The organism is Staphylococcus sp. 510, from assembly GCF_057219715.1.
Genome location: NZ_JBXVVK010000002.1, coordinates 67,049 through 85,547, shown reverse-complemented (window position 1 = coordinate 85,547; position 18,499 = coordinate 67,049). Strand labels below are relative to the sequence as shown.

General features: G+C 32.1%; 17 protein-coding genes and 2 pseudogenes. 3 read left to right on the top strand and 16 right to left on the bottom strand.

What is annotated here, in order from left to right:
- Positions 1 to 112 precede the first annotated feature (112 nt).
- From AC2D8K_RS02305 to pflB, 8 genes are all read right to left on the bottom strand, one after another.
- The gene (locus AC2D8K_RS02305; protein WP_124228041.1) at positions 113 to 742 is read right to left on the bottom strand and encodes a putative bacteriocin export ABC transporter; all 630 of its coding nucleotides are present in this window, start codon (positions 740 to 742) and stop codon (positions 113 to 115) included.
- Positions 739 to 1,059 (bottom strand): YxeA family protein, encoded by a 321-nt coding sequence (locus tag AC2D8K_RS02300; protein ID WP_124228040.1) that lies wholly within the window; start codon positions 1,057 to 1,059, stop codon positions 739 to 741. The genes AC2D8K_RS02305 and AC2D8K_RS02300 overlap by 4 nt, the downstream gene beginning before the upstream one ends.
- Positions 1,060 to 1,061: 2 nt before the next feature.
- Positions 1,062 to 3,026, bottom strand: a complete 1,965-nt coding sequence (locus AC2D8K_RS02295; RefSeq protein WP_484697936.1) for a DUF1430 domain-containing protein — start codon at positions 3,024 to 3,026, stop codon at positions 1,062 to 1,064.
- Positions 3,027 to 3,074: 48 nt separating this feature from the next.
- On the bottom strand, positions 3,075 to 3,356 hold the full coding sequence (locus tag AC2D8K_RS02290) for a lactococcin 972 family bacteriocin (protein ID WP_124228038.1): 282 nt from the start codon (positions 3,354 to 3,356) through the stop codon (positions 3,075 to 3,077).
- 257 nt (positions 3,357 to 3,613) lie between these two features.
- Positions 3,614 to 5,008 (bottom strand): YfcC family protein, encoded by a 1,395-nt coding sequence (locus AC2D8K_RS02285; protein WP_124228037.1) that lies wholly within the window; start codon positions 5,006 to 5,008, stop codon positions 3,614 to 3,616.
- Positions 5,009 to 5,148: 140 nt separating this feature from the next.
- Positions 5,149 to 6,021: a hypothetical protein gene (locus tag AC2D8K_RS02280; protein ID WP_484697935.1), complete on the bottom strand. Its 873-nt coding sequence runs from the start codon at positions 6,019 to 6,021 to the stop codon at positions 5,149 to 5,151.
- A gap of 205 nt (positions 6,022 to 6,226) precedes the next feature.
- Positions 6,227 to 6,982, bottom strand: a complete 756-nt coding sequence (gene pflA / locus AC2D8K_RS02275; RefSeq protein ID WP_124228035.1) for a pyruvate formate-lyase-activating protein — start codon at positions 6,980 to 6,982, stop codon at positions 6,227 to 6,229.
- Positions 6,983 to 7,002: 20 nt separating this feature from the next.
- Positions 7,003 to 9,249, bottom strand: coding sequence for a formate C-acetyltransferase (gene pflB / locus AC2D8K_RS02270; protein ID WP_484697933.1), 2,247 nt, complete (start codon positions 9,247 to 9,249; stop codon positions 7,003 to 7,005).
- Between the two features lie 338 nt (positions 9,250 to 9,587).
- Between pflB and AC2D8K_RS02265 the strand changes: the two genes are divergently transcribed.
- On the top strand, positions 9,588 to 10,253 hold the full coding sequence (locus AC2D8K_RS02265) for a M15 family metallopeptidase (RefSeq protein WP_124228033.1): 666 nt from the start codon (positions 9,588 to 9,590) through the stop codon (positions 10,251 to 10,253).
- 56 nt (positions 10,254 to 10,309) lie between these two features.
- Here the strand turns inward: AC2D8K_RS02265 and AC2D8K_RS02260 are convergent.
- The 3 genes and pseudogenes from AC2D8K_RS02260 to pbp4 form a co-directional block, all read right to left on the bottom strand.
- Positions 10,310 to 10,947, bottom strand: a pseudogene (locus AC2D8K_RS02260) (NAD(P)-dependent oxidoreductase).
- Between the two features lie 115 nt (positions 10,948 to 11,062).
- Positions 11,063 to 11,491: an Rrf2 family transcriptional regulator gene (locus AC2D8K_RS02255; RefSeq protein WP_124228032.1), complete on the bottom strand. Its 429-nt coding sequence runs from the start codon at positions 11,489 to 11,491 to the stop codon at positions 11,063 to 11,065.
- A gap of 626 nt (positions 11,492 to 12,117) precedes the next feature.
- Positions 12,118 to 13,356, bottom strand: a complete 1,239-nt coding sequence (pbp4, locus tag AC2D8K_RS02250) for a penicillin-binding protein PBP4 (protein ID WP_242238576.1) — start codon at positions 13,354 to 13,356, stop codon at positions 12,118 to 12,120.
- A gap of 394 nt (positions 13,357 to 13,750) precedes the next feature.
- Here pbp4 and AC2D8K_RS02245 point away from each other — a divergent pair, with 394 nt between their 5' ends.
- On the top strand, positions 13,751 to 14,107 hold the full coding sequence (locus AC2D8K_RS02245) for a DoxX family protein (RefSeq protein WP_002451435.1): 357 nt from the start codon (positions 13,751 to 13,753) through the stop codon (positions 14,105 to 14,107).
- Between the two features lie 64 nt (positions 14,108 to 14,171).
- On the opposite strand, the gene AC2D8K_RS02240 is transcribed toward AC2D8K_RS02245, so the two are convergent.
- The gene (locus AC2D8K_RS02240) at positions 14,172 to 14,735 is read right to left on the bottom strand and encodes a PepSY domain-containing protein (protein WP_002466898.1); all 564 of its coding nucleotides are present in this window, start codon (positions 14,733 to 14,735) and stop codon (positions 14,172 to 14,174) included.
- Positions 14,736 to 15,075: 340 nt separating this feature from the next.
- On the opposite strand from AC2D8K_RS02240, the gene isaB reads away from it, so the two are divergent.
- Positions 15,076 to 15,618 carry an immunodominant staphylococcal antigen IsaB family protein gene (isaB, locus tag AC2D8K_RS02235; protein WP_124228030.1) on the top strand — a complete coding sequence of 181 codons (543 nt, stop codon included), beginning with the start codon at positions 15,076 to 15,078 and terminating at the stop codon, positions 15,616 to 15,618.
- Between the two features lie 79 nt (positions 15,619 to 15,697).
- On the opposite strand, the pseudogene AC2D8K_RS02230 reads toward isaB, so the two are convergent.
- The 4 genes and pseudogenes from AC2D8K_RS02230 to AC2D8K_RS02215 all read right to left on the bottom strand — a co-directional run bounded on the left by AC2D8K_RS02230 (position 15,698) and on the right by AC2D8K_RS02215 (position 18,499).
- Positions 15,698 to 16,545, bottom strand: a pseudogene (locus AC2D8K_RS02230) (aldo/keto reductase).
- A 61-nt stretch (positions 16,546 to 16,606) separates the two neighbouring features.
- Complete coding sequence (locus tag AC2D8K_RS02225) at positions 16,607 to 17,029, bottom strand: MerR family transcriptional regulator (RefSeq protein WP_242238577.1); 423 nt, start codon at positions 17,027 to 17,029, stop codon at positions 16,607 to 16,609.
- A gap of 125 nt (positions 17,030 to 17,154) precedes the next feature.
- Positions 17,155 to 17,781 carry an ABC transporter ATP-binding protein gene (locus AC2D8K_RS02220; protein WP_124228028.1) on the bottom strand — a complete coding sequence of 209 codons (627 nt, stop codon included), beginning with the start codon at positions 17,779 to 17,781 and terminating at the stop codon, positions 17,155 to 17,157.
- Positions 17,756 to 18,499 carry an ATP-binding cassette domain-containing protein gene (locus AC2D8K_RS02215; RefSeq protein ID WP_242238578.1) on the bottom strand — a complete coding sequence of 248 codons (744 nt, stop codon included), beginning with the start codon at positions 18,497 to 18,499 and terminating at the stop codon, positions 17,756 to 17,758. The genes AC2D8K_RS02220 and AC2D8K_RS02215 overlap by 26 nt, the downstream gene beginning before the upstream one ends.

The following is an 18,499-nucleotide window of genomic DNA, read 5'->3' as shown; positions in this document are numbered from 1 at the left end:
ATATCCTCAACTTGTTTTAAAAGAATCCCATGTAACTAGTATGATTCACTAGTTCTGAGAGACTTGTATTTCAAGTTGAGGATTTTCTTTAATCATTAGAAATATTTTCAAATTATGCTAATTTTGTTAAATCAATCACTTCATCGCATTGGGAGGCAATATTCATATTGTGTGTTGCAATGATTAAAACTTTATCCTTATCAACTAAATTGAGTAATGTATTAATAATGGCTTGTCCTGTTTTTGAATCTAGTGCGCCCGTTGGTTCATCTGCCAAAATAATGCTTGGCTCTTTTAATATCATCCTTATTAAAGCAACACGTTGCTGTTCTCCACCACTCAATGTGTATATCTTTCTTTTTCTATTATTTGTTAGGCTAAATTGATTTAAATATTTTAATTTTAATGCCTCTTTTTCTTTTTTGGACATCTTTTTATAGGTAAGTCCTATGTCTAAATTTCCATCTATTGATAGGTTTTCTACTAAACCATAGTTTTGAAATAAATATCCTAGTTGTTCTCTATAAAATTTGGCATTGAACTTTGGTACTTGACCATCAAATATGATTTGTTCTTTGTCTACTTTTTCAATACCCGCAATAGCATTTAACAAAGTTGATTTACCGCATCCACTCGCCCCGATTAAAGCGTATGATTTCCCGTATTCGAATGTTAAATCGACACCGTCGAATATATGGTGATTACCTTTACTTATTGATAATTGATTGATGCGTATGGTCATTGGGATTTAACCTCTTTTGGAACATTTGCTTCATTGACATATGTCATTTTTTTAACATATTGTCCTTTATGTGTTACCTTTGCATATTCTCTTTCAGAATCAAAGCCATTGAAAGTAAGCTTGTAATCCAACTTTTTACCATCTTTATCGAATACAGTTATGTTTTCATAATACTGTGTATTTTTAGGTACTTTTGCATAGTCGCCTTCCATGTTGAGTAACGGATTAAATCGGTCAATAATAGGATGGTGTACAAAAGTGAACACAATCATACAAAATGCAATTAATACGATCAATAATGTAGTAATATACTTCATAATTATAACTCCTTGATGACTTGATGTGATTGCTTTTCAAAATGACGGAGAGTGAATAATTGTAATAATAATTGAAAGACAATTAAGAGAGAAAATATGGGCATTAAATATAATGAACTAAAACAATAGTAAGTTAAGAGTCCTACAAAAATAAGAAATAAGTTACTTACCCATAAATATTTATAATTGGAACGCAAAGGCGAGTACCCATGAATTTTCTCAATTAAAATACGCTTTTTGTTTTGATCAAAGTAATACTTCACATCAAAAATGATAATAATGACGGTAGTAATGGCAATAATCATTTCAGAAAAAAGATAAATCACTAATTTAATATTGTTGTCTCCATATTCTTCCATAATGATATCTTTGTAATTCGTAACACCACTCACATCATTTTCTAGGTTATATTTTTTAATGCTTTTAACTAAAGCATCATAATCCTTAAATAAATAACCACCTTGACTCATCATGGCATAGTAAAAATCATCCCATAAATCTGTAGATTGAACATTGATAATGATTGGTGCAGATATAAGCATTAAATCTTTTATCTCACGGTTGTTAAAGGAAAAGATTTGATAGTTATCCCTACTAGTCAAAGAAATGTTCAACTTACCATCTTTATTGTGCTTATCTTTTAAAGTATGGAACCACTCTTGATATTCCTTTTTTACGTCTTTTAATGAATACCTATATTGATTAGGTAATAAAATTTCTACCATATTTTTATTATCTGGTAACGATAGTCCCGTTTGATAATACTTGTTATATAGCTTCCAAAATGTTTGATTCACAAACATGACATTACCTTCATATGGAGAATAATTATTTTTAACACTTTGAGGATTATTTACTTTAACTAAAATGGTGTTATTGTGCTTTTCACTGTCTTTGATAAGTTGATGTGAAGCAATCATTCTCTTGTTTTGAACATCTTCATTTCCCGCTGAAGGAGCAAATTCAATTGCGTAATAATCATCTAATATTTTCCAATATTTTTCTATCTCTTTTATTTTATTCAAATCTGTAATAACAACCATGTTTTGAATAATGACGATAGCTAATAGTGCTAATAAAATACCCTTGGTAAAGGTATTGATCAGACGTATTGTTTTGAAATGTTGCTCTCCTTTAATCATATTAGCGATATTCAGGTTTAATAAAATGAGATAAGTCCATAAATTGATTAAACTGATTATAAGGATAAAAGTACCGGTAATCACACTTAGCCGTATCATGTATAATTTTAAGTTACCATTATAATTTAATAATAAAAGTATCGTATTAGTGATTATGACTTGAATGATAAATAATATTATCCAATAAGTACTTTTTAATCCGAAATTTTCAAAAATCATTTTGGGTAATGTATAACCGTGTAATGCTTTTACTGCGTATTCTTTAAAATGGATATTTTTGTCATAAATATAATAAAGCAAGTAAACTAACAATAATGCGATAATTGGAATAGTTAAATTCATTTCAGTGATAAATCCTATGACCATCATTACCCTATCAAGATGATAAGTTTCGATAGTGACACCTTTAGATTTCAAAATACCTTTTAGTTCTTTATCATTAAACAGATGATCAGTAATAATATAATCGCCTTTTACATCTCTTTTAATAAGCGCTTGTTCATTGATATAGTTATACTTTTGTGTAGAATTAAAGGAATGGATTGATGTTTGTTGAGTTGGGTTAAAAACATATATATCTTTATTTATCTTTTTATTTTGATAATTAGGCATTACTTTATATATGGCGATATGCTCTTTTTCAGCAAACTTTGTGATTGTATTAAAAATGTCTTGTTTATTATATTTGTGGTTCCATTCAGTCACTTCAACTAAATATTTACTATTCGGTAACGATTGTTCATTTTCTTTATATGTATACAAAAACAAAAGTGTCGATATTAATAGTAATATCGTACCGTCTAATGTGATCTTAAACCATTTCATTGTTGTACCTCTTATGATGTATTAATGTTTTTATTAAATTTAAATGTCTTAATAGACGTTATAGTATGCTTTATTAATACCCCAAAATGTTTTCGTGGCTGAGGCTTTAGCTTTAATACCTGGTCTAGTATATCCACTATATGATTCATATTTTCCTATAGCAGTCGACCCATGACCTTTACTGCTATGATAAGACCAAACATATTTACTACCTACACCATGACTCCATGTACCACCATGAGCATATTCATATGCTGTAGCATATGTCACTGTTGAAATACCTAGTGCTAAACTTAAATATAATGAAAGACCTAAAACTTTATTTTTCATGCTGAATCACCCTTTCTTAAGATGTTCCTATGTTTAATATACAGAATATTCTGATAATTGCAAACATTTTAATTACTATAAGTGTAATACTTATAAATTAATAAGTGGGGCTTATTCTACCCCACTTACTCAAATGACGATATTTATAGACTATCCGAAGTGTTACGACAGACAACCCGCAGACTTCCATGTACTGTATCTATAATTATTTATCTATGCATCTTATATCCATAATTTATACAATTACTATAGAATATCTAATAACCTATCATCAGTGCAATGGACATTGCTGTTGCACAGATAATGATCCATACAACAATGAGTTTCCATGCAAATTTTAGCCATTGTGTATATGAAATGCGCGCAACTGCTAAAGCACCCATCAGTGTCGCTGATGTCGGGAATAAAATATTACTAATGGCATCTCCATATTGGAAGGCTAGCACTGTAATTTGTCGATTAATGTGTAGTAAATCTGAAATAGGTATCATGAGTGGCATTGTTGTTAAAGCTTGTCCTGAGCCTGACGGAATAAAGAAATTCAATATAAATTGTAAAACAAACATCACCATGATGACTAATGAAGCAGGTACGTCAGATAATAGTGTTGTCATACCATGTACAATCGTATCGATGATTTTACCATTTTCTAATAACACGACAATCCCTTTAGCAATACCCACGACTAAAGCACCATAGAGAATATCTTTCATCCCTTTAACTAGTGCATCAAATGTTCCGTTAAATCCAAGTCCAGCGACTAATCCAGCTACGATACCAGCCAATAGAAAGTTGGCACTCATTTGTGTAAACGTCCAATCATACTTAAAAATACCAAATACATTAAATAAAATCGCACCAAGAATCAATGCTAGACTGAAAGCTTGCCTCTTACTAAAATGTTGATATTCAATTTCTGTATTAAGTTGTCCTTCTTCTTTTTCCAACTCATAAACAATACTCTTCGACTTATTCTTTTTAACTTTATGACCGTAAAGCATGACTGTAGTAATAGCTGCAGTGAGTATAAAGACGTATATAATCGTACGTAATCCCCAACCAGAGAACAATGGTAACTCAGCTACTTTTTGCGCAACACCAACAGTAAACGGATTAAGCATACCACCCATAAATCCGCTTCCGGCTCCTAATATGACTACCGCTGCACCTGTTAATGCATCATAACCAAGTGTACGAGCAATCAACACTCCTATAGGTACAAAAATAATCGTCTCCTCTGATAAACCGATAGAAAACCCTAAAATTGAAAAGGCCGTCATCGTCAGTGGAATCATTAAAAAATTGGCTTTGCCTAATGTACGCATTGCTTTGTTCACACCATTTTCAAATGCACCTGTTTGGTGAACTATCCCAAATGCACCGCCTACTAAAAATACATAAAATACAATTTCACCGCCACTTACCAAACCTTCTGGCACTGCTCTAAAAATATCTAAAAATGATAAATGCTGATTCGCAACTTCATGATAAGAACCAGAAACAACTACTGTTTGACCACTTTTCTTTTCTCGTGCATATTCTCCTGCTGGTATCACATAAGTCATTATCCAAGCAAATATAATAACCATTAATAATAAAGCATACGTATGAGGTGTTTTAAATTTGAACTTCTTCGATTTTTCTTTTTTCATATAATTAATCCCCTTTTTAAATCATTGAAGTTAATATTTTTATACCGATACCCTATTTTCAGAAAATTAACAATAATTTATTTAGAAATTTAAAAAGCGTTTAGTAACCTTGATATGTCACTAAACGCTTCATCGATTCATTATTCTTCTGATTGATTACTCATTTGCTTTTCTTTAACTTTATTACCATTTTGATCGAGTTTAATTATTTTATCTTTCTCACTCTTATATGTACCCATGATTTCCCCATCATGATTACGATAATTCACTGTCCAATTACCATCGTTGTCGAGACGGATGTTATCCCAAAGGTAGGTTTTATTATCTAATTCGCCATCAAATTCACTGATTTCATTATAAATTTGGCTTCTCATATGTGCCATCGTATTAGCAGCGTTTTTATCTGGATCATCTGCATTTTGTGCTGCACCACTATCAACGATTTGTATTTTCTTTTCCATTTCTGGTAAAGATCTATTATCTTTATTCGCTTTATATAACTGATTAATATCTAGTTCCTTACCATCATTAGATAAAGAAGCATAATCATTTAATGCACCTTGTGTACTACCTATAAATATTTTATTTTTATTTACACCAATAACAGAAGCAAACTGACCTTTCGTTGGATATACTTGATAAAACTTCATGCCTTCGGGTGCATTTTTTATAGAATCCTCTTTCTCTAGCATTAGATCTTCCATTTGCTTTTTCTCAACTTCAGATCCCTTTTTATACTCATAAATGCCTGTTAGGATTTCATTTTTAGTTAACATATATTGATCTGCTTCGTTAGCATAAAATGCTAATGCTAATTTTTTCTTTTCTGATAATTGAGTCACTGACGTACTTTTGTTTTCATTTTTATTATCTTGTTTTTCTTTATTACTATCATTTGTTTTAGACGCTTGCTTGTTTTCTTCTTTCTTATCTGTTGCGTTCGATTTTTCACCTGAATGACAACCTGCCAAAACTAGGAATGCTGATAAACTTAATACGAAAATTTTTTTCATCAAAATGACTCCTTTCAAAAATATATTTATTAATATAAATGTAAATAAAACACTTATTAATATCAAGACAATTCAGAATATTGTATTTAATAACTTCACATATTATTCTTTTTACAAAGATATTTGAATAATTAAAAACACACCAATTCCAATAAGGAACTGATGTGTTTGTGAAGGGTGTTTAGTGTTATGGGTTTATATCTTTTTATAATGTAACTGGGATCTTCCCTTTGAAATTGACGTAATGGTAGGCTCTTTTGACCGCTTCATCGTCGGGTGGTTCAACATTTTCTAATTGATATGGGATGCCTAAATTTTTCCACTTATGCACGCCGAGTTGATGATAGGGTAAGATTTCAAATTTTTCAACATTATCTAGAGAATTAATAAATTCTCCAAGTTGGATGAGGTCTTCCTTATCATCTGAGATACCTGGTACTAGGACATGACGAATCCAAACAGGTTGTTTCATATCTGACAATTTACGGGCAAATTTGAGTATATGTGTATTGGGTTTGCCTGTTAATTTAATATGTTTTTCATTATTAATATGCTTTATGTCTAATAATATAAGATCTGTATGTTTCTGTAGTTCATCAAAGTGTCTGTTAAACGCTGGTGTATCATTGACGCATCCTGCAGAGGTATCAAGACACGTATGCACACCATTTGCTTGTAGTTCTTTGAATAACGCTTCTAGAAATGGCATTTGTAGTAATGGCTCGCCACCACTTACGGTCACGCCACCACCAGATGCATCAAAGTAAGGTTGATACGGTAATATTTCATTAACCATTTCATCTACAGTAACTTCTCTAGATGGTTCATTGATTTTCCAAGTGTCTGGATTATGACAATATAAACATCTTAATAAGCAACCTTGTGTAAATAATATATATCTAATACCTGGTCCATCGACTGTGCCCATACTTTCGACGGAGTGTAAGTGTCCTTTAAGCATTTTGCTCCCACCTTATTTTTCTACATTTTTTCGTGGAATGTACGTGAAATGACATCCAATTGTTGTTCGCGTGTTAATTTAATGAAGTTAACTGCATAACCAGATACACGGATTGTTAATTGTGGATACTCTTCTGGATGTTCCATTGCATCTAATAATGTTTCTCTGTTAAATACATTGATATTTAAGTGATGACCATGTTGTATTGCATAGCCGTCTAACATACTTGTTAAGTTTTTATTCTGAGCGTCTTCTTCTTTACCTAATGATTTTGGTACGATACTAAATGTGTTTGAGATACCGTCTTTACAGCAGTCATAAGGAATTTTAGCAACAGAACTTAATGAAGATAATGCACCTTTTTGGTCTCTACCGTGCATTGGGTTTGCACCTGGTGCAAATGGTTCGCCTGCTTTACGACCGTCTGGTGTGTTACCTGTTTTCTTACCGTAAACAACGTTAGATGTTATTGTTAATACACTCATTGTATGTTCTGAGTCACGGTATGTTTTATGACTACGTAATTTTGTCATGAAGCGTTCAACTAAATCGACTGCGATATCATCCACACGGCTATCGTTATTACCATATTTAGGGAAGTCGCCTTCGATTTCGAAGTCTGTAACTAGACCTTCTTCATTACGGATAGGTTTTACTTGTGCATATTTGATTGCTGATAAAGAGTCAGCTGCTACTGATAATCCAGCAATACCTGTTGCCATCGTACGAATAATATTTGTATCATGTAACGCCATTTCAATACGTTCATAACTATATTTATCGTGCATATAATGAATGATATTTAATGAATTAATGTATACACCTGCAAGCCAGTCCATCATTTTTTCAAATTTCTCAAATACGTCATCATAATCTAATACGTCTGAATGGATACCTTCATAACTTGGACCTACTTGTTTGCCAGATTTTTCATCTTTACCACCATTGATGGCATATAATAATGTTTTAGCTAAGTTAGCACGAGCACCGAAGAATTGCATTTGCTTACCGATTTTCATTGCTGATACACAACATGCGATACCATAGTCATCTCCATAGCTTTCACGCATTAAATCGTCGTTTTCATATTGAATTGAGCTTGTTTTAATACTCATTTTTGCACAATAGATTTTGAAGTTTTCAGGCAATCTTACTGACCAAAGTACAGTTAAGTTTGGCTCAGGTGCAGGACCTAGGTTATCTAATGAATGTAAGAAACGGAATGAGTTTTTCGTAACTAATGGTCTACCATCAATACCTACACCACCGATAGATTCAGTTACCCAAGTTGGATCACCAGAGAATAATTCGTTATAGTCTGGTGTACGTGCAAATTTAACGATACGTAATTTCATAATGAAGTGGTCGATAATTTCTTGTACTTCACTTTCTGTAATGTCACCGTTTTTCAAATCACGTTCAGCATAAATATCTAAGAATGTTGATGTACGTCCTAAACTCATAGCAGCACCATTTTGTTCTTTGATTGCTGCAAGATATGCTAGGTATAACCATTGAACTGCTTCTTTAAAGTTCGTAGCTGGTCGACTTAAATCAAAGCCGTACATTTGTCCTAGTTCTTTTAATTCATTTAAGGCACGATATTGTTCGGATAATTCTTCTCTTAATCTAATCACATCTTCTGACATTTCAGTAGACATCGTATTAAAATCTTTAAGTTTTTCTTCCATTAAGAAGTCAACACCATATAACGCCACACGACGATAATCACCGATGATACGTCCACGGCCATATGCATCTGGTAATCCTGTAATTATTCCAGCTTTTCGACAATTTAACATTTCTCTGGAATATGCATCGAATACTCCTTGGTTATGCGTTTTACGATAGTCTGTAAAGATTTTTTCTGTTTCTGGATCTAATTCATAACCATATGCTTCACATGCTGCTTTAGCCATACGAATACCACCGAACGGTTGCATTGAACGTTTAAATGGTTTCTCTGTTTGCACACCGACAACTGTTTCTAAATCTTTGTCTAAATATCCAGCGTCATGTGATGTGATTGTGGATGCTACTTTCGTATCCATATCCCACATACCACCGCGTTCACGTTCTTCTTTAGATAATTGCATCACTTGGTCCCATAATTTTGATGTTGCTTCAGTTGGACCTTCTAAAAAGGTATCGTCACCTTCATATAATGAATAATTTAGTTGAATAAATTCTCTCACGTCTACATGTCTATTCCAACGACCATTTTTAAAACCTTGCCAAGCACTAGTATGATGATTTGTTTCTAACATACTGTTCGCCTCCATTTCGTTTTGTTAACGTTTTCACATGTAGTGTAGCATGTTTATTGTGATTATTTTCACATTATTTATGACTAATTTTCAACTAAAATATGGCTGATTAGCGAACCTGTATCTTAAATTAATACAGAATTACATTTTTATTCACTGTTACATAACAGATTTATAAATATCATAAATTCAAAATTAAAATACTTACATAAAAATCAAATGAATTCATTTCTTATATACCATTATTATACTAATAAAATATGTTAAACTTATTTCGTGTACAATTAGTTGGTTATTTGGTAAATCACGTTAACAATATAAAAGGAGTTTTGTGTGATATGAAAAAGTTGTGGACTGTGCTATTGATGGGATTACTAGTACTATCAGCATGTTCAAATCATCATTCTGAAGGTAAAAATGAAGCGAGCAAGCAAGATAGTAATCAGAGTCAATCTCACAAGAAAGTTAAAAAAGATGGTAAAACTTATGTTGACGGTATCTTAATGGTGAATAAGCAAATTAAATTACCAAAAGACTATAATCCTGGGGAAAATCCTAAAGCAGTGAAAGCACTAAATAAAATGATTGCTGATGCGAAAAAAGATCATATCAATCTATACAAAATTAGTGGCTTCAGAAGCTATCAAACTCAAATTCAATTATTCAATAATTATAAAGCTAGAGACGGTGAAAAAGCAGCTAATAAATATAGCTCTAAACCAGGTCATTCAGAACATCAAACTGGTTTATCATTCGATGTGGGTGCACAAGGGTCTGATAAAAACCTATACCGCAGTTTTGGTAAAACCAAAGAAGGTCAATGGATTAAACGCCATGCAGATGAATATGGCTTTATTATTAGATACGGTAAAGGCAAAGAAAATGAAACTGGCTATCAATATGAGCCATGGCATTTACGCTATTTAGGTAAAGAGAAAGCCAAAGAAGTCAAAGATTCAGGCCAAAGTTTAGAATCTTATTTAGGTTTATATCCTAAAAAATAATAAAAATACGGCTGAGATATTCATGAGGAATGAGTATCTCAGCCTTTTTAATTCTATTATTTTGCTTCTCCCACAACAGTAAAGCGTTCATTGATGTGTTGAGGATTTTCAATTTCGTCTACTAATGCAACGGCATAATCCGCATAACTGATATAGCTATTTCCTTCAGAATTAACAATTAATTGATCTTTACCAGATTGGTAATGACCTGTTCTAACACCCTCTGGATCAAATTCTGCAGCAGGGCTAAGGAATGTCCATGTTATACCTTCTGAGTTGCGTAATTCTTCAAGGTTTTGTCCCTGACCACTTGCTGTAGGTTTAACAATATCTGGAAATTCTGGTGTATCGATTAATTGAACTATATGTGCATCATCAACATATAGACTTCCGGCACCACCAACAATAATCGCTCTTGTATCTGTTCCTTTTAAAATATCAATTAAATGACGGCCTGCATTGATATGTCCTTTTGAATCGCCTAATGGTGCTCCAAAAGCATTAACAACAACATCAAATGATGCTATGTCTGTAGTTGTTAAATCATGAATGTCTTTCTCGATGCTTCTAATTCCGTATTTGTTATTTTTGATGCATTTCTTACAATGGCAGTTACTTGATGTCCTCTATCTAAAGCTTCTTTTAAAACAAGTTGTCCTACTTTACCTGAAGCGCCTATAATTCCTATTTTCATTGTTAAACTCCTCCGTTTATCTCTTTTAAGATTAATTACATTTTGAAATATGTTTATCGTTTATGTAAATGTAACTGTAACAGTTACAGTTACATAAAGTCAAATAACGAATACGCTATTTGTTATGTTGCAATACTTGATTAACGATATCGTTCATTGTCACTTTCGCCAAAACACCTTCCATAGCATCTTGTGCTTGCATTAATATAATCTCTAACACCCCTTGAATGTTAGCACCTACCACACAGTTCACGTTCGTGTCTTCATGTATCTGAAACAATTGTCCTTCTTCAACCACATCTACAGCATGATATACATCTAATAATGTAATATCTGATAACGGTTTTAATAAGTATAGACCGCCATTGCCACGATACATATCTACTAATTGTGCACGTTTAAGATAGCCAATAATTCGTCGAATAACAACAGGGTTAGTATTAACACTGCCAGCTATATATTTTGATGATAGCTCTTGATTGGACTCTATTTGAATTAAAGATAATATATGTACTGCTACTGTAAATCTACTACTAATTTTCAAATGAATTAACCTCCTGTAACCATTGTAGTTACACTTATATCTTTTGTCAATTTGAATGGTTTTTAAATTAAAAAACAGGCTGGGACATAAATATATTTCAAGTTACATTCATATTTAGGCAGTAGTTGACTGTAAAGTCATTCTTTTTCTTATAGAAATTAGAATGACTTACACATGCGTATTGACTCATGTGTTCAAATTAATCTTTAGAGGCATACATGAACTAAAGTTCATGCATAAAACCGTCTAAGTAATAAATTACAAAGACGGTCTAATGTACCAAGCTTTTTCATTACTAGTCAACCTTGCCGTGGGGACGGGCCCCAAACGTAGAGAGTTTCGAAAAGAAAATCTACAGATAATGCAAGTTGGGGATGGACAACGATAAAGAAATACTTTTTCTTTAGAAATTAGTATTTCTTATGCATGAGTTTCACTCATGTATTCCTATTTTAAAGTACACATTAGCTGTGGCTAATGCGTAAGAACCACTACATAATCAATGATTAGTAGTTCTTTATTATTTCTATCCCACTCTCTATAACTATAAAAAATAGCTATGAAAAATCTATTGTCATAGATTTCTTCATAGCTAATCTTAGTATGTTTTATACGTCATCATTTGATTAAAACTTTTTGTAATAAATTTTGATACCTATGATGGTCAACATACCTAGTAATACAAGTCCGGCAATTGCCATACATACGTATAGAAAAATCATGCCCCAATGTGTCGTAGGTTTGACTTCCACAGTAGGCGCTTTATGTCCTTTCATAAATTGACGATTGTAATCTACATATAATTGATTATCGTCAGACACTTTTAATTGATATTTACTTTTTTCTTTAGGTACTAAATCATATAAATCTTTTTTCACTTCGTATTTTTTACCATCTATTTCATGCTCACCTTTTGAAATGACTTTACGGTAATCGTATTGCTTAAATGCATGTTCAGTTAAAGCATTCGCCAGTTTTTGGCGGGCATGCTTCGCTTGTTCATCAGGGTACGGCTTAACATTAAATATACCTGTTACGATTCTTAAATGATTTCGTTTAGCAGTTAATTCTAAATTGTATCCATTGTCACTTGTGCCTGTTTTTAAACCATCAACATCTTTCATACCATCTGCTTCATTAGGTAATGATGTATTGGTATTATGTAATTCTTGATTTGACTGCTTATCTTTAGATAGTTTTGTAATTTTTAAAACATCTGGATGTGCATTCAATATATGATTACTTAATAATGACATATCACGTGCAGTTGTATGTGAAATTGTATCATCTTTATAACTTTTTGGCTCATATGGTTTTAATATTTTATTATTAGCACCACTTGGATTCGTGAACGTTGTATCCTTCATACCTAAATCTTTAGCTTTTTGATTCATTCTATCTGTGAATTTCGAAGAACTACCATCAATATGTTCTGCCAATACTAATGTCGCAGCGTTACTTGATTCTAATGCAGCTTGCTTCAATAATTGATTGATTGTAACGGTTGTTCCTTCTTTAAGTGGAAATGTAGTTAAATTAGGTAATTCTGACATTTTTTCATATCGTGATGTAATTTTCACTTTATCATTCATTTTAATTTTGCCTGATTTAATATCATCATAAACCAAATTCATCGTCATCAATTTAGTAGTAGATGCCGGATCAACTTGAGTACTTCCATGATAATCATAAAGTATTTGACCATCTTTAGTTGTTACGATCATCCCTTTTGGATTGTATTGCTTATCAATATCTTGATGTTCTTGTTTAGCAACATCGACTGGAGACTGTTCAGCAAAAACAGTTGGCGATATTAAGACTAAACACATCATAATCATCATTAAACTGGTAAAAACTTTTTTCAACGATGCTCCCCCTTTAGTTTGCTTTACGCAATCATTCTTAAAACTAGATGTAAGTTGCATTAATATACATTACTGAAGTCATTAACGTTTTTCGCACAAAACACTTTTAAGTCCTCAAATTAAATTAATTATATGTATATTGCATACGCATAAGTATTATAACGCAAACTTATATCCAATTTAAAATCAAAATCAAATTTATTCGTTTTTATTAATTTAATCATTTGAACCGGACATCATGCGTCCTCTTAAAAGCTTTATTACTACTTCTATATGCAATGCCTTTGAATTTATTTCAAAAAATCAAATACGTGGTTGCATTGAAAATAATCTTATTGTAGTATACTAACCATATCGAGTATATAAAATATATTTAAAGGGAGGGTAAGTATTTATGCGCTTAGGATTACTATTAATTAGACTGATGTTAGGTATTACATTTACAATACATGGATCACAAAAGGTATTTAGCGGATTTAAAGAGCCTATGGAAATGATGTCTGGGTTAGGATTCCCTGCATTTTTAGGAATTATATTAGGATTATTTGAATTTATCGGTGGTATTTTAATGATTATCGGATTATTTTCAAATTACGTTGCTGCTGGATTTATCGTCATTATGTTAGGCGCCCTATTTACAGTACACTTATCACAAGGTTACATGGCTTCTGAACTCGTCATCTTGTTACTAGTTATGAGCATTGCGGTTATGGTTTCTTATAACTGGAAGAAATTATTGGAAATATATTAAAAAAATTGAAGCCTGAGACATTTTACTTATGTCCCAGGATTGATCTTCATATAGAGGATTTATTTTAATCGTCTTTTTGATTGTCTAATACTTTTCCAGTTTTAGCATCGACAGTCACTTCATGCTTTTCTTTACCTTTTTGTAGATCAAAGTTATATACTAATTTGCCATCATCTTTTGATAATGACCACTCTTTCACATCTCCATCAAAGTCTTTTTGCGCTGATTTAATAGCATCTTTATAATTCTTCACATCACTGTATTTAAATGTGTCATTAGACTGATTAGATTCACCTTTTTCAGTTTCTTTGTGAATCACTTTTTTATCTTTATCATTGATGATAACTTCTGACTCTTTATTATTTTTCGTGTCTTGTTGTTCTACTTTATAGACCCAGTCACCATTTGATTTCTCATAAGAAATATCTTTTAAATCTTGGTTTTTATATGTTTGTTGTGCCTTTTTAATTGCATCTTCAGGCTTTGTCTTAATATCTTTAACCGCTACAGTGGCGTCTTTCGTACCTTCATCTTTCTTATTTGAAGCAGAATCACTCCCACCGTTACCGCACGCACCTAATAAAATGGCTGCTGATGATAATAAAGCTATTGTTTTAGTATGTTTCATTACTAATCTCTCCTTTATATTAGATAATTTTTCATTCCCGCTTCCAATATAAAGAAACCTCTTTTAAAGTTTTGTTAATATATTGTAAAAATATCGTTAATAAACAAAAAATAATGAATTAATATTCATTATTTGATTTAAACTCTCTTTTTATTACCCTTATACATTTTACTAATACCTTAAATTATGCCATTAACACTTATGTTAACTATGTATATATGTGTATAAAATCAAATTTATTTATACATTTGAAATTGATGTAATTGTTTTGTAATATCGTCATTGAATCGTAACATTTTACTTTTTTAACGATTCAACTAAAAATGAGAGGGAGATTCGCATGAATAAAACTGCCAAAGCAATTGTCTCATCAACTTTAGCCATCGGAACAGTATTCGGAGTCGGAGCCTCATTAGATGTAAATCCTAATCAAGATGCACATGCCGCTACAACACCTTATTATAATTATAAAGGTTATGTTAATAATGACGGATCATTCTTACTAAATAAAAACTTTAAAAATGCCGTAAAATATGGAAATGTTACTTTCAATGGTACAAAAATTGTTCGTTTAAGTGGCACTACGTCTAAAATAAATTATTTCACTAAATATGACCAATCATTTTCTTCTATTAAACCTGGTAAAAAACAAGCAACATCTGTACACATCAAAGTCAATAATATTACGATTAAACAATTAAAATCTGTTTATGGAAATGATCTTCAAGAAATGACAGATGTACGAGGTAAAAAACATCCAGACACTGACACTTATGAACTTAAAAGTCCAAAAACAGGTTTTTACCATACTCCGGTATCCTTTATACAAAAAAATGGACAAGTCACTTCAGTAATAATAGGTTTTGACGGATCAGGCGCATAATTAATATATAAATAGTAAAATAAAAGCATATAAAAATGGGGCATCCCCATTCTCAGGATGTCCCTTTCTTTTGTATATATTATACGTCGAGTCTTCTACTTGTTAATGCTTTGATCATTTCTGGATCTGCATGTGAGAAGAATTGACTATCGTTACTATCTAATGTTGTGATTTGTGCTTTATCTTCATCTGTTAGTTCAAAATCAAAAATATCTAAGTTTTGTTTCATTCTTTCTGGATTAACTGATTTCGCTAAGACAACAATGTCTCTTTCTACTAACCAACGTAGTACAACTTGTGCGATTGATTTACCGTATTTGTCACCAATATTTTGTAACGTTTCGTTACTAAATAAATTTTTTTCCCTTCAGCAAATGGTGCCCAAGCTTCAACAAGTACACCTTCTTTTTGAAGTGATTGTACTTCATCTTCTTGTTGATGGAACGGATTAATTTCAATTTGGTTCACTTGAGGTTGCACTTTGTTATGAATACCTAGATCAACAACGCGATCAACACCGAAATTAGATACCCCAATCGCTTTGATTTTTCCATTTTCTTGTAGCTCTTCTAATGCTTTCCAAGATCCGTAAACATCATTATATGGTTGGTGAATTAATACTAAATCAATATAATCTAATTGCAATCTTTCTAGAGAACGTTCGATTGATTTTAATGTATCTTCATAGTTAACATTTTCAATCCATACTTTTGTAGTAACAAATAATTCGCTTCTATCAATACCAGATGCTTTAATACCTTCGCCTACTTCTGTTTCATTCATATAACTTTGAGCTGTATCTATATGACGGTATCCTGCTTGAATCGCATTAACTACGGCGTCTTTTGTTTGTTCTTGTGGAATTTGAAACACACCAAATCCTAATGCCGGAATTTCAATTGTTTCGTTTATTTTAATTGTTTTCATATGAAAACCTTCTACTCTTTATAACTACACCCTACACTATGGAGTGCACTCAATAGCAAATTTATTGTCTTTTACTTTCCCAAATCTTTTTCAAATTATATTCTTGAGCCACTTCATCATTGATTTTGGCAATATGGTCATCATACGTTTCAATTTTATATTTTAATAATTCTCTTGCATTGTGAATGGCCTTCAAATGTTCATCTAATTCTTCAAGTTGTTTGTTGAGTACTTCTTTCTGTTGGTTTTGAACCGCCTCATCTTTAGGTAATTGACCTAATCTGCAAAATTCAACGAGCAATTCAATCGTTACACCAGCTTGTCTTAAATGCTTAACTAAGTATATCCAATTTAAATCTTTCATTTGATAGATGCGATATCCATTTTTATCACGTTCAACTGGTGGAATCACGCCTACCTTTTCATAGTATCTTAAAGTATCTTGAGAAATATCCATCAATTCGACAACTTCTTTTGTATTCATGACTATGACCTCCACTTCTGTTACAAACATTGTAAACTATGGAGCGTGCTCAAGGGCAATCCTTTTTTCATACAAAAAGCCATATCATAGTGAATCATGTTCACTACAATATGGCTCAATCAATTTTATAAATCCAAGTCGAGTCTCTGACCCTTAAAATAATCTATCACGTAAGGATCGTGTGAGATGAAAATCAATTGAATTTGTGTTAATTCCTTTAGCATGTTGAGAATCGTTTCTTCATTAATAATGTCTAAATTCGTAGTTGCTTCATCAAGTATTAATATTTGCGGATCTATAATAAGTGCTTTAGCAATCCAAAGTCGTTGAAATTGGCCACCACTCAATGTACTTACACGTTGGTCTAAAATAGACTGAGGTAGAATACATTGTTTAAGCACTGCCGCGATTCTCTCTTGATAAGTTGACGGATCAAAATGATAATTTTTTAACGGGGCTAATAAGATATCACGTACTCTTTTTCGATAATCTAATGTATTGCTTTGATATTGTGGTACATATTGAATCTGTTTCATCCATTTTTTCGTTTGAGTGTCTTTTCTTGAAATGCCATTGTACTTGATTTGGCCAGTATAATCTAAATCTAATCCAGCTATTATTTTCGCTAAAGTAGACTTCCCGCTACCACTTTTTCCACATATCAGTAAATGACCTTCTGTTAAATCTAATGTTATATCTTTTAAAATTGGTTGATGTTGAATACTTTTAGACAGTTGTTTGATTGTAAGCATATTGCTTTCTCCTATGCGCAATGTCGATTAATTTCTTCGTATAATCGTCTTTGGGATGCTGAAGTATCTCCTTAGCAGTACCATTTTCTATGAGATGACCTTCTTTCATAATACTAATATGTGTCGCATAATCTTCTACTAAATTAAGATCATGTGTGATAAATATCATCGTCATCTGTTTTTCCTTCATTATCTTCGAAAGATAACGCATTACCTTTCGACTATTTTTCTGATCAAGTGCACTTGGAGGTTCGTCTAAAACTAAACATTGAGGCTTGCTAATCAATGCCATCATTAGCGCAACTCTTTGAGCCATACCACCACTCAATTCGAAAGGATAAGATTTTAATAAGCGTTGTGGTTCTTCTAAACCAAAAGCTGTCATCATTTCAATCAACTGCACACGTCGCTCTGACTTGGTCAACTTCGATGATTGCGCTTGATATAACATATCAAAGTGTTTATCAAGGGGAATATTTTGAAACATGTTACTCGTTGTATCTTGAAACACTGCATCAACATTGGCCAAATTGATATCAATTTGCCCTTGATACGATAATTCTGAAGAAGTCATATTTAATATTGTACGAATTAACAAGGACTTCCCACTACCACTTTCACCTATAACACAATGAAACGCACCCTTTTGAATATCTACAGAAATTGAATTTAATAATGTGCGCGCATTGTTAAAAACACTTAACCGATCGACACTCAC

What these genes read in the sequence shown, in the direction of transcription:
- AC2D8K_RS02280 (WP_484697935.1), bottom strand. Translation starts at nt 6,021, where the DNA reads ATGAAAAAAATTTTCGTATTAAGTTTATCAGCATTCCTAGTTTTGGCA.
- pflB (WP_484697933.1), bottom strand. Translation starts at nt 9,249, where the DNA reads ATGTTAGAAACAAATCATCATACTAGTGCTTGGCAAGGTTTTAAAAAT.
- AC2D8K_RS02245 (WP_002451435.1), top strand. Translation starts at nt 13,751, where the DNA reads ATGCGCTTAGGATTACTATTAATTAGACTGATGTTAGGTATTACATTT.
- pflA (WP_124228035.1), bottom strand. Translation starts at nt 6,982, where the DNA reads ATGCTTAAAGGACACTTACACTCCGTCGAAAGTATGGGCACAGTCGAT.
- AC2D8K_RS02240 (WP_002466898.1), bottom strand. Translation starts at nt 14,735, where the DNA reads ATGAAACATACTAAAACAATAGCTTTATTATCATCAGCAGCCATTTTA.
- AC2D8K_RS02305 (WP_124228041.1), bottom strand. Translation starts at nt 742, where the DNA reads ATGACCATACGCATCAATCAATTATCAATAAGTAAAGGTAATCACCAT.
- AC2D8K_RS02300 (WP_124228040.1), bottom strand. Translation starts at nt 1,059, where the DNA reads ATGAAGTATATTACTACATTATTGATCGTATTAATTGCATTTTGTATG.
- AC2D8K_RS02285 (WP_124228037.1), bottom strand. Translation starts at nt 5,008, where the DNA reads ATGAAAAAAGAAAAATCGAAGAAGTTCAAATTTAAAACACCTCATACG.
- AC2D8K_RS02225 (WP_242238577.1), bottom strand. Translation starts at nt 17,029, where the DNA reads ATGAATACAAAAGAAGTTGTCGAATTGATGGATATTTCTCAAGATACT.
- AC2D8K_RS02265 (WP_124228033.1), top strand. Translation starts at nt 9,588, where the DNA reads ATGAAAAAGTTGTGGACTGTGCTATTGATGGGATTACTAGTACTATCA.
- AC2D8K_RS02220 (WP_124228028.1), bottom strand. Translation starts at nt 17,781, where the DNA reads ATGCTTACAATCAAACAACTGTCTAAAAGTATTCAACATCAACCAATT.
- isaB (WP_124228030.1), top strand. Translation starts at nt 15,076, where the DNA reads ATGAATAAAACTGCCAAAGCAATTGTCTCATCAACTTTAGCCATCGGA.
- AC2D8K_RS02290 (WP_124228038.1), bottom strand. Translation starts at nt 3,356, where the DNA reads ATGAAAAATAAAGTTTTAGGTCTTTCATTATATTTAAGTTTAGCACTA.
- AC2D8K_RS02295 (WP_484697936.1), bottom strand. Translation starts at nt 3,026, where the DNA reads ATGAAATGGTTTAAGATCACATTAGACGGTACGATATTACTATTAATA.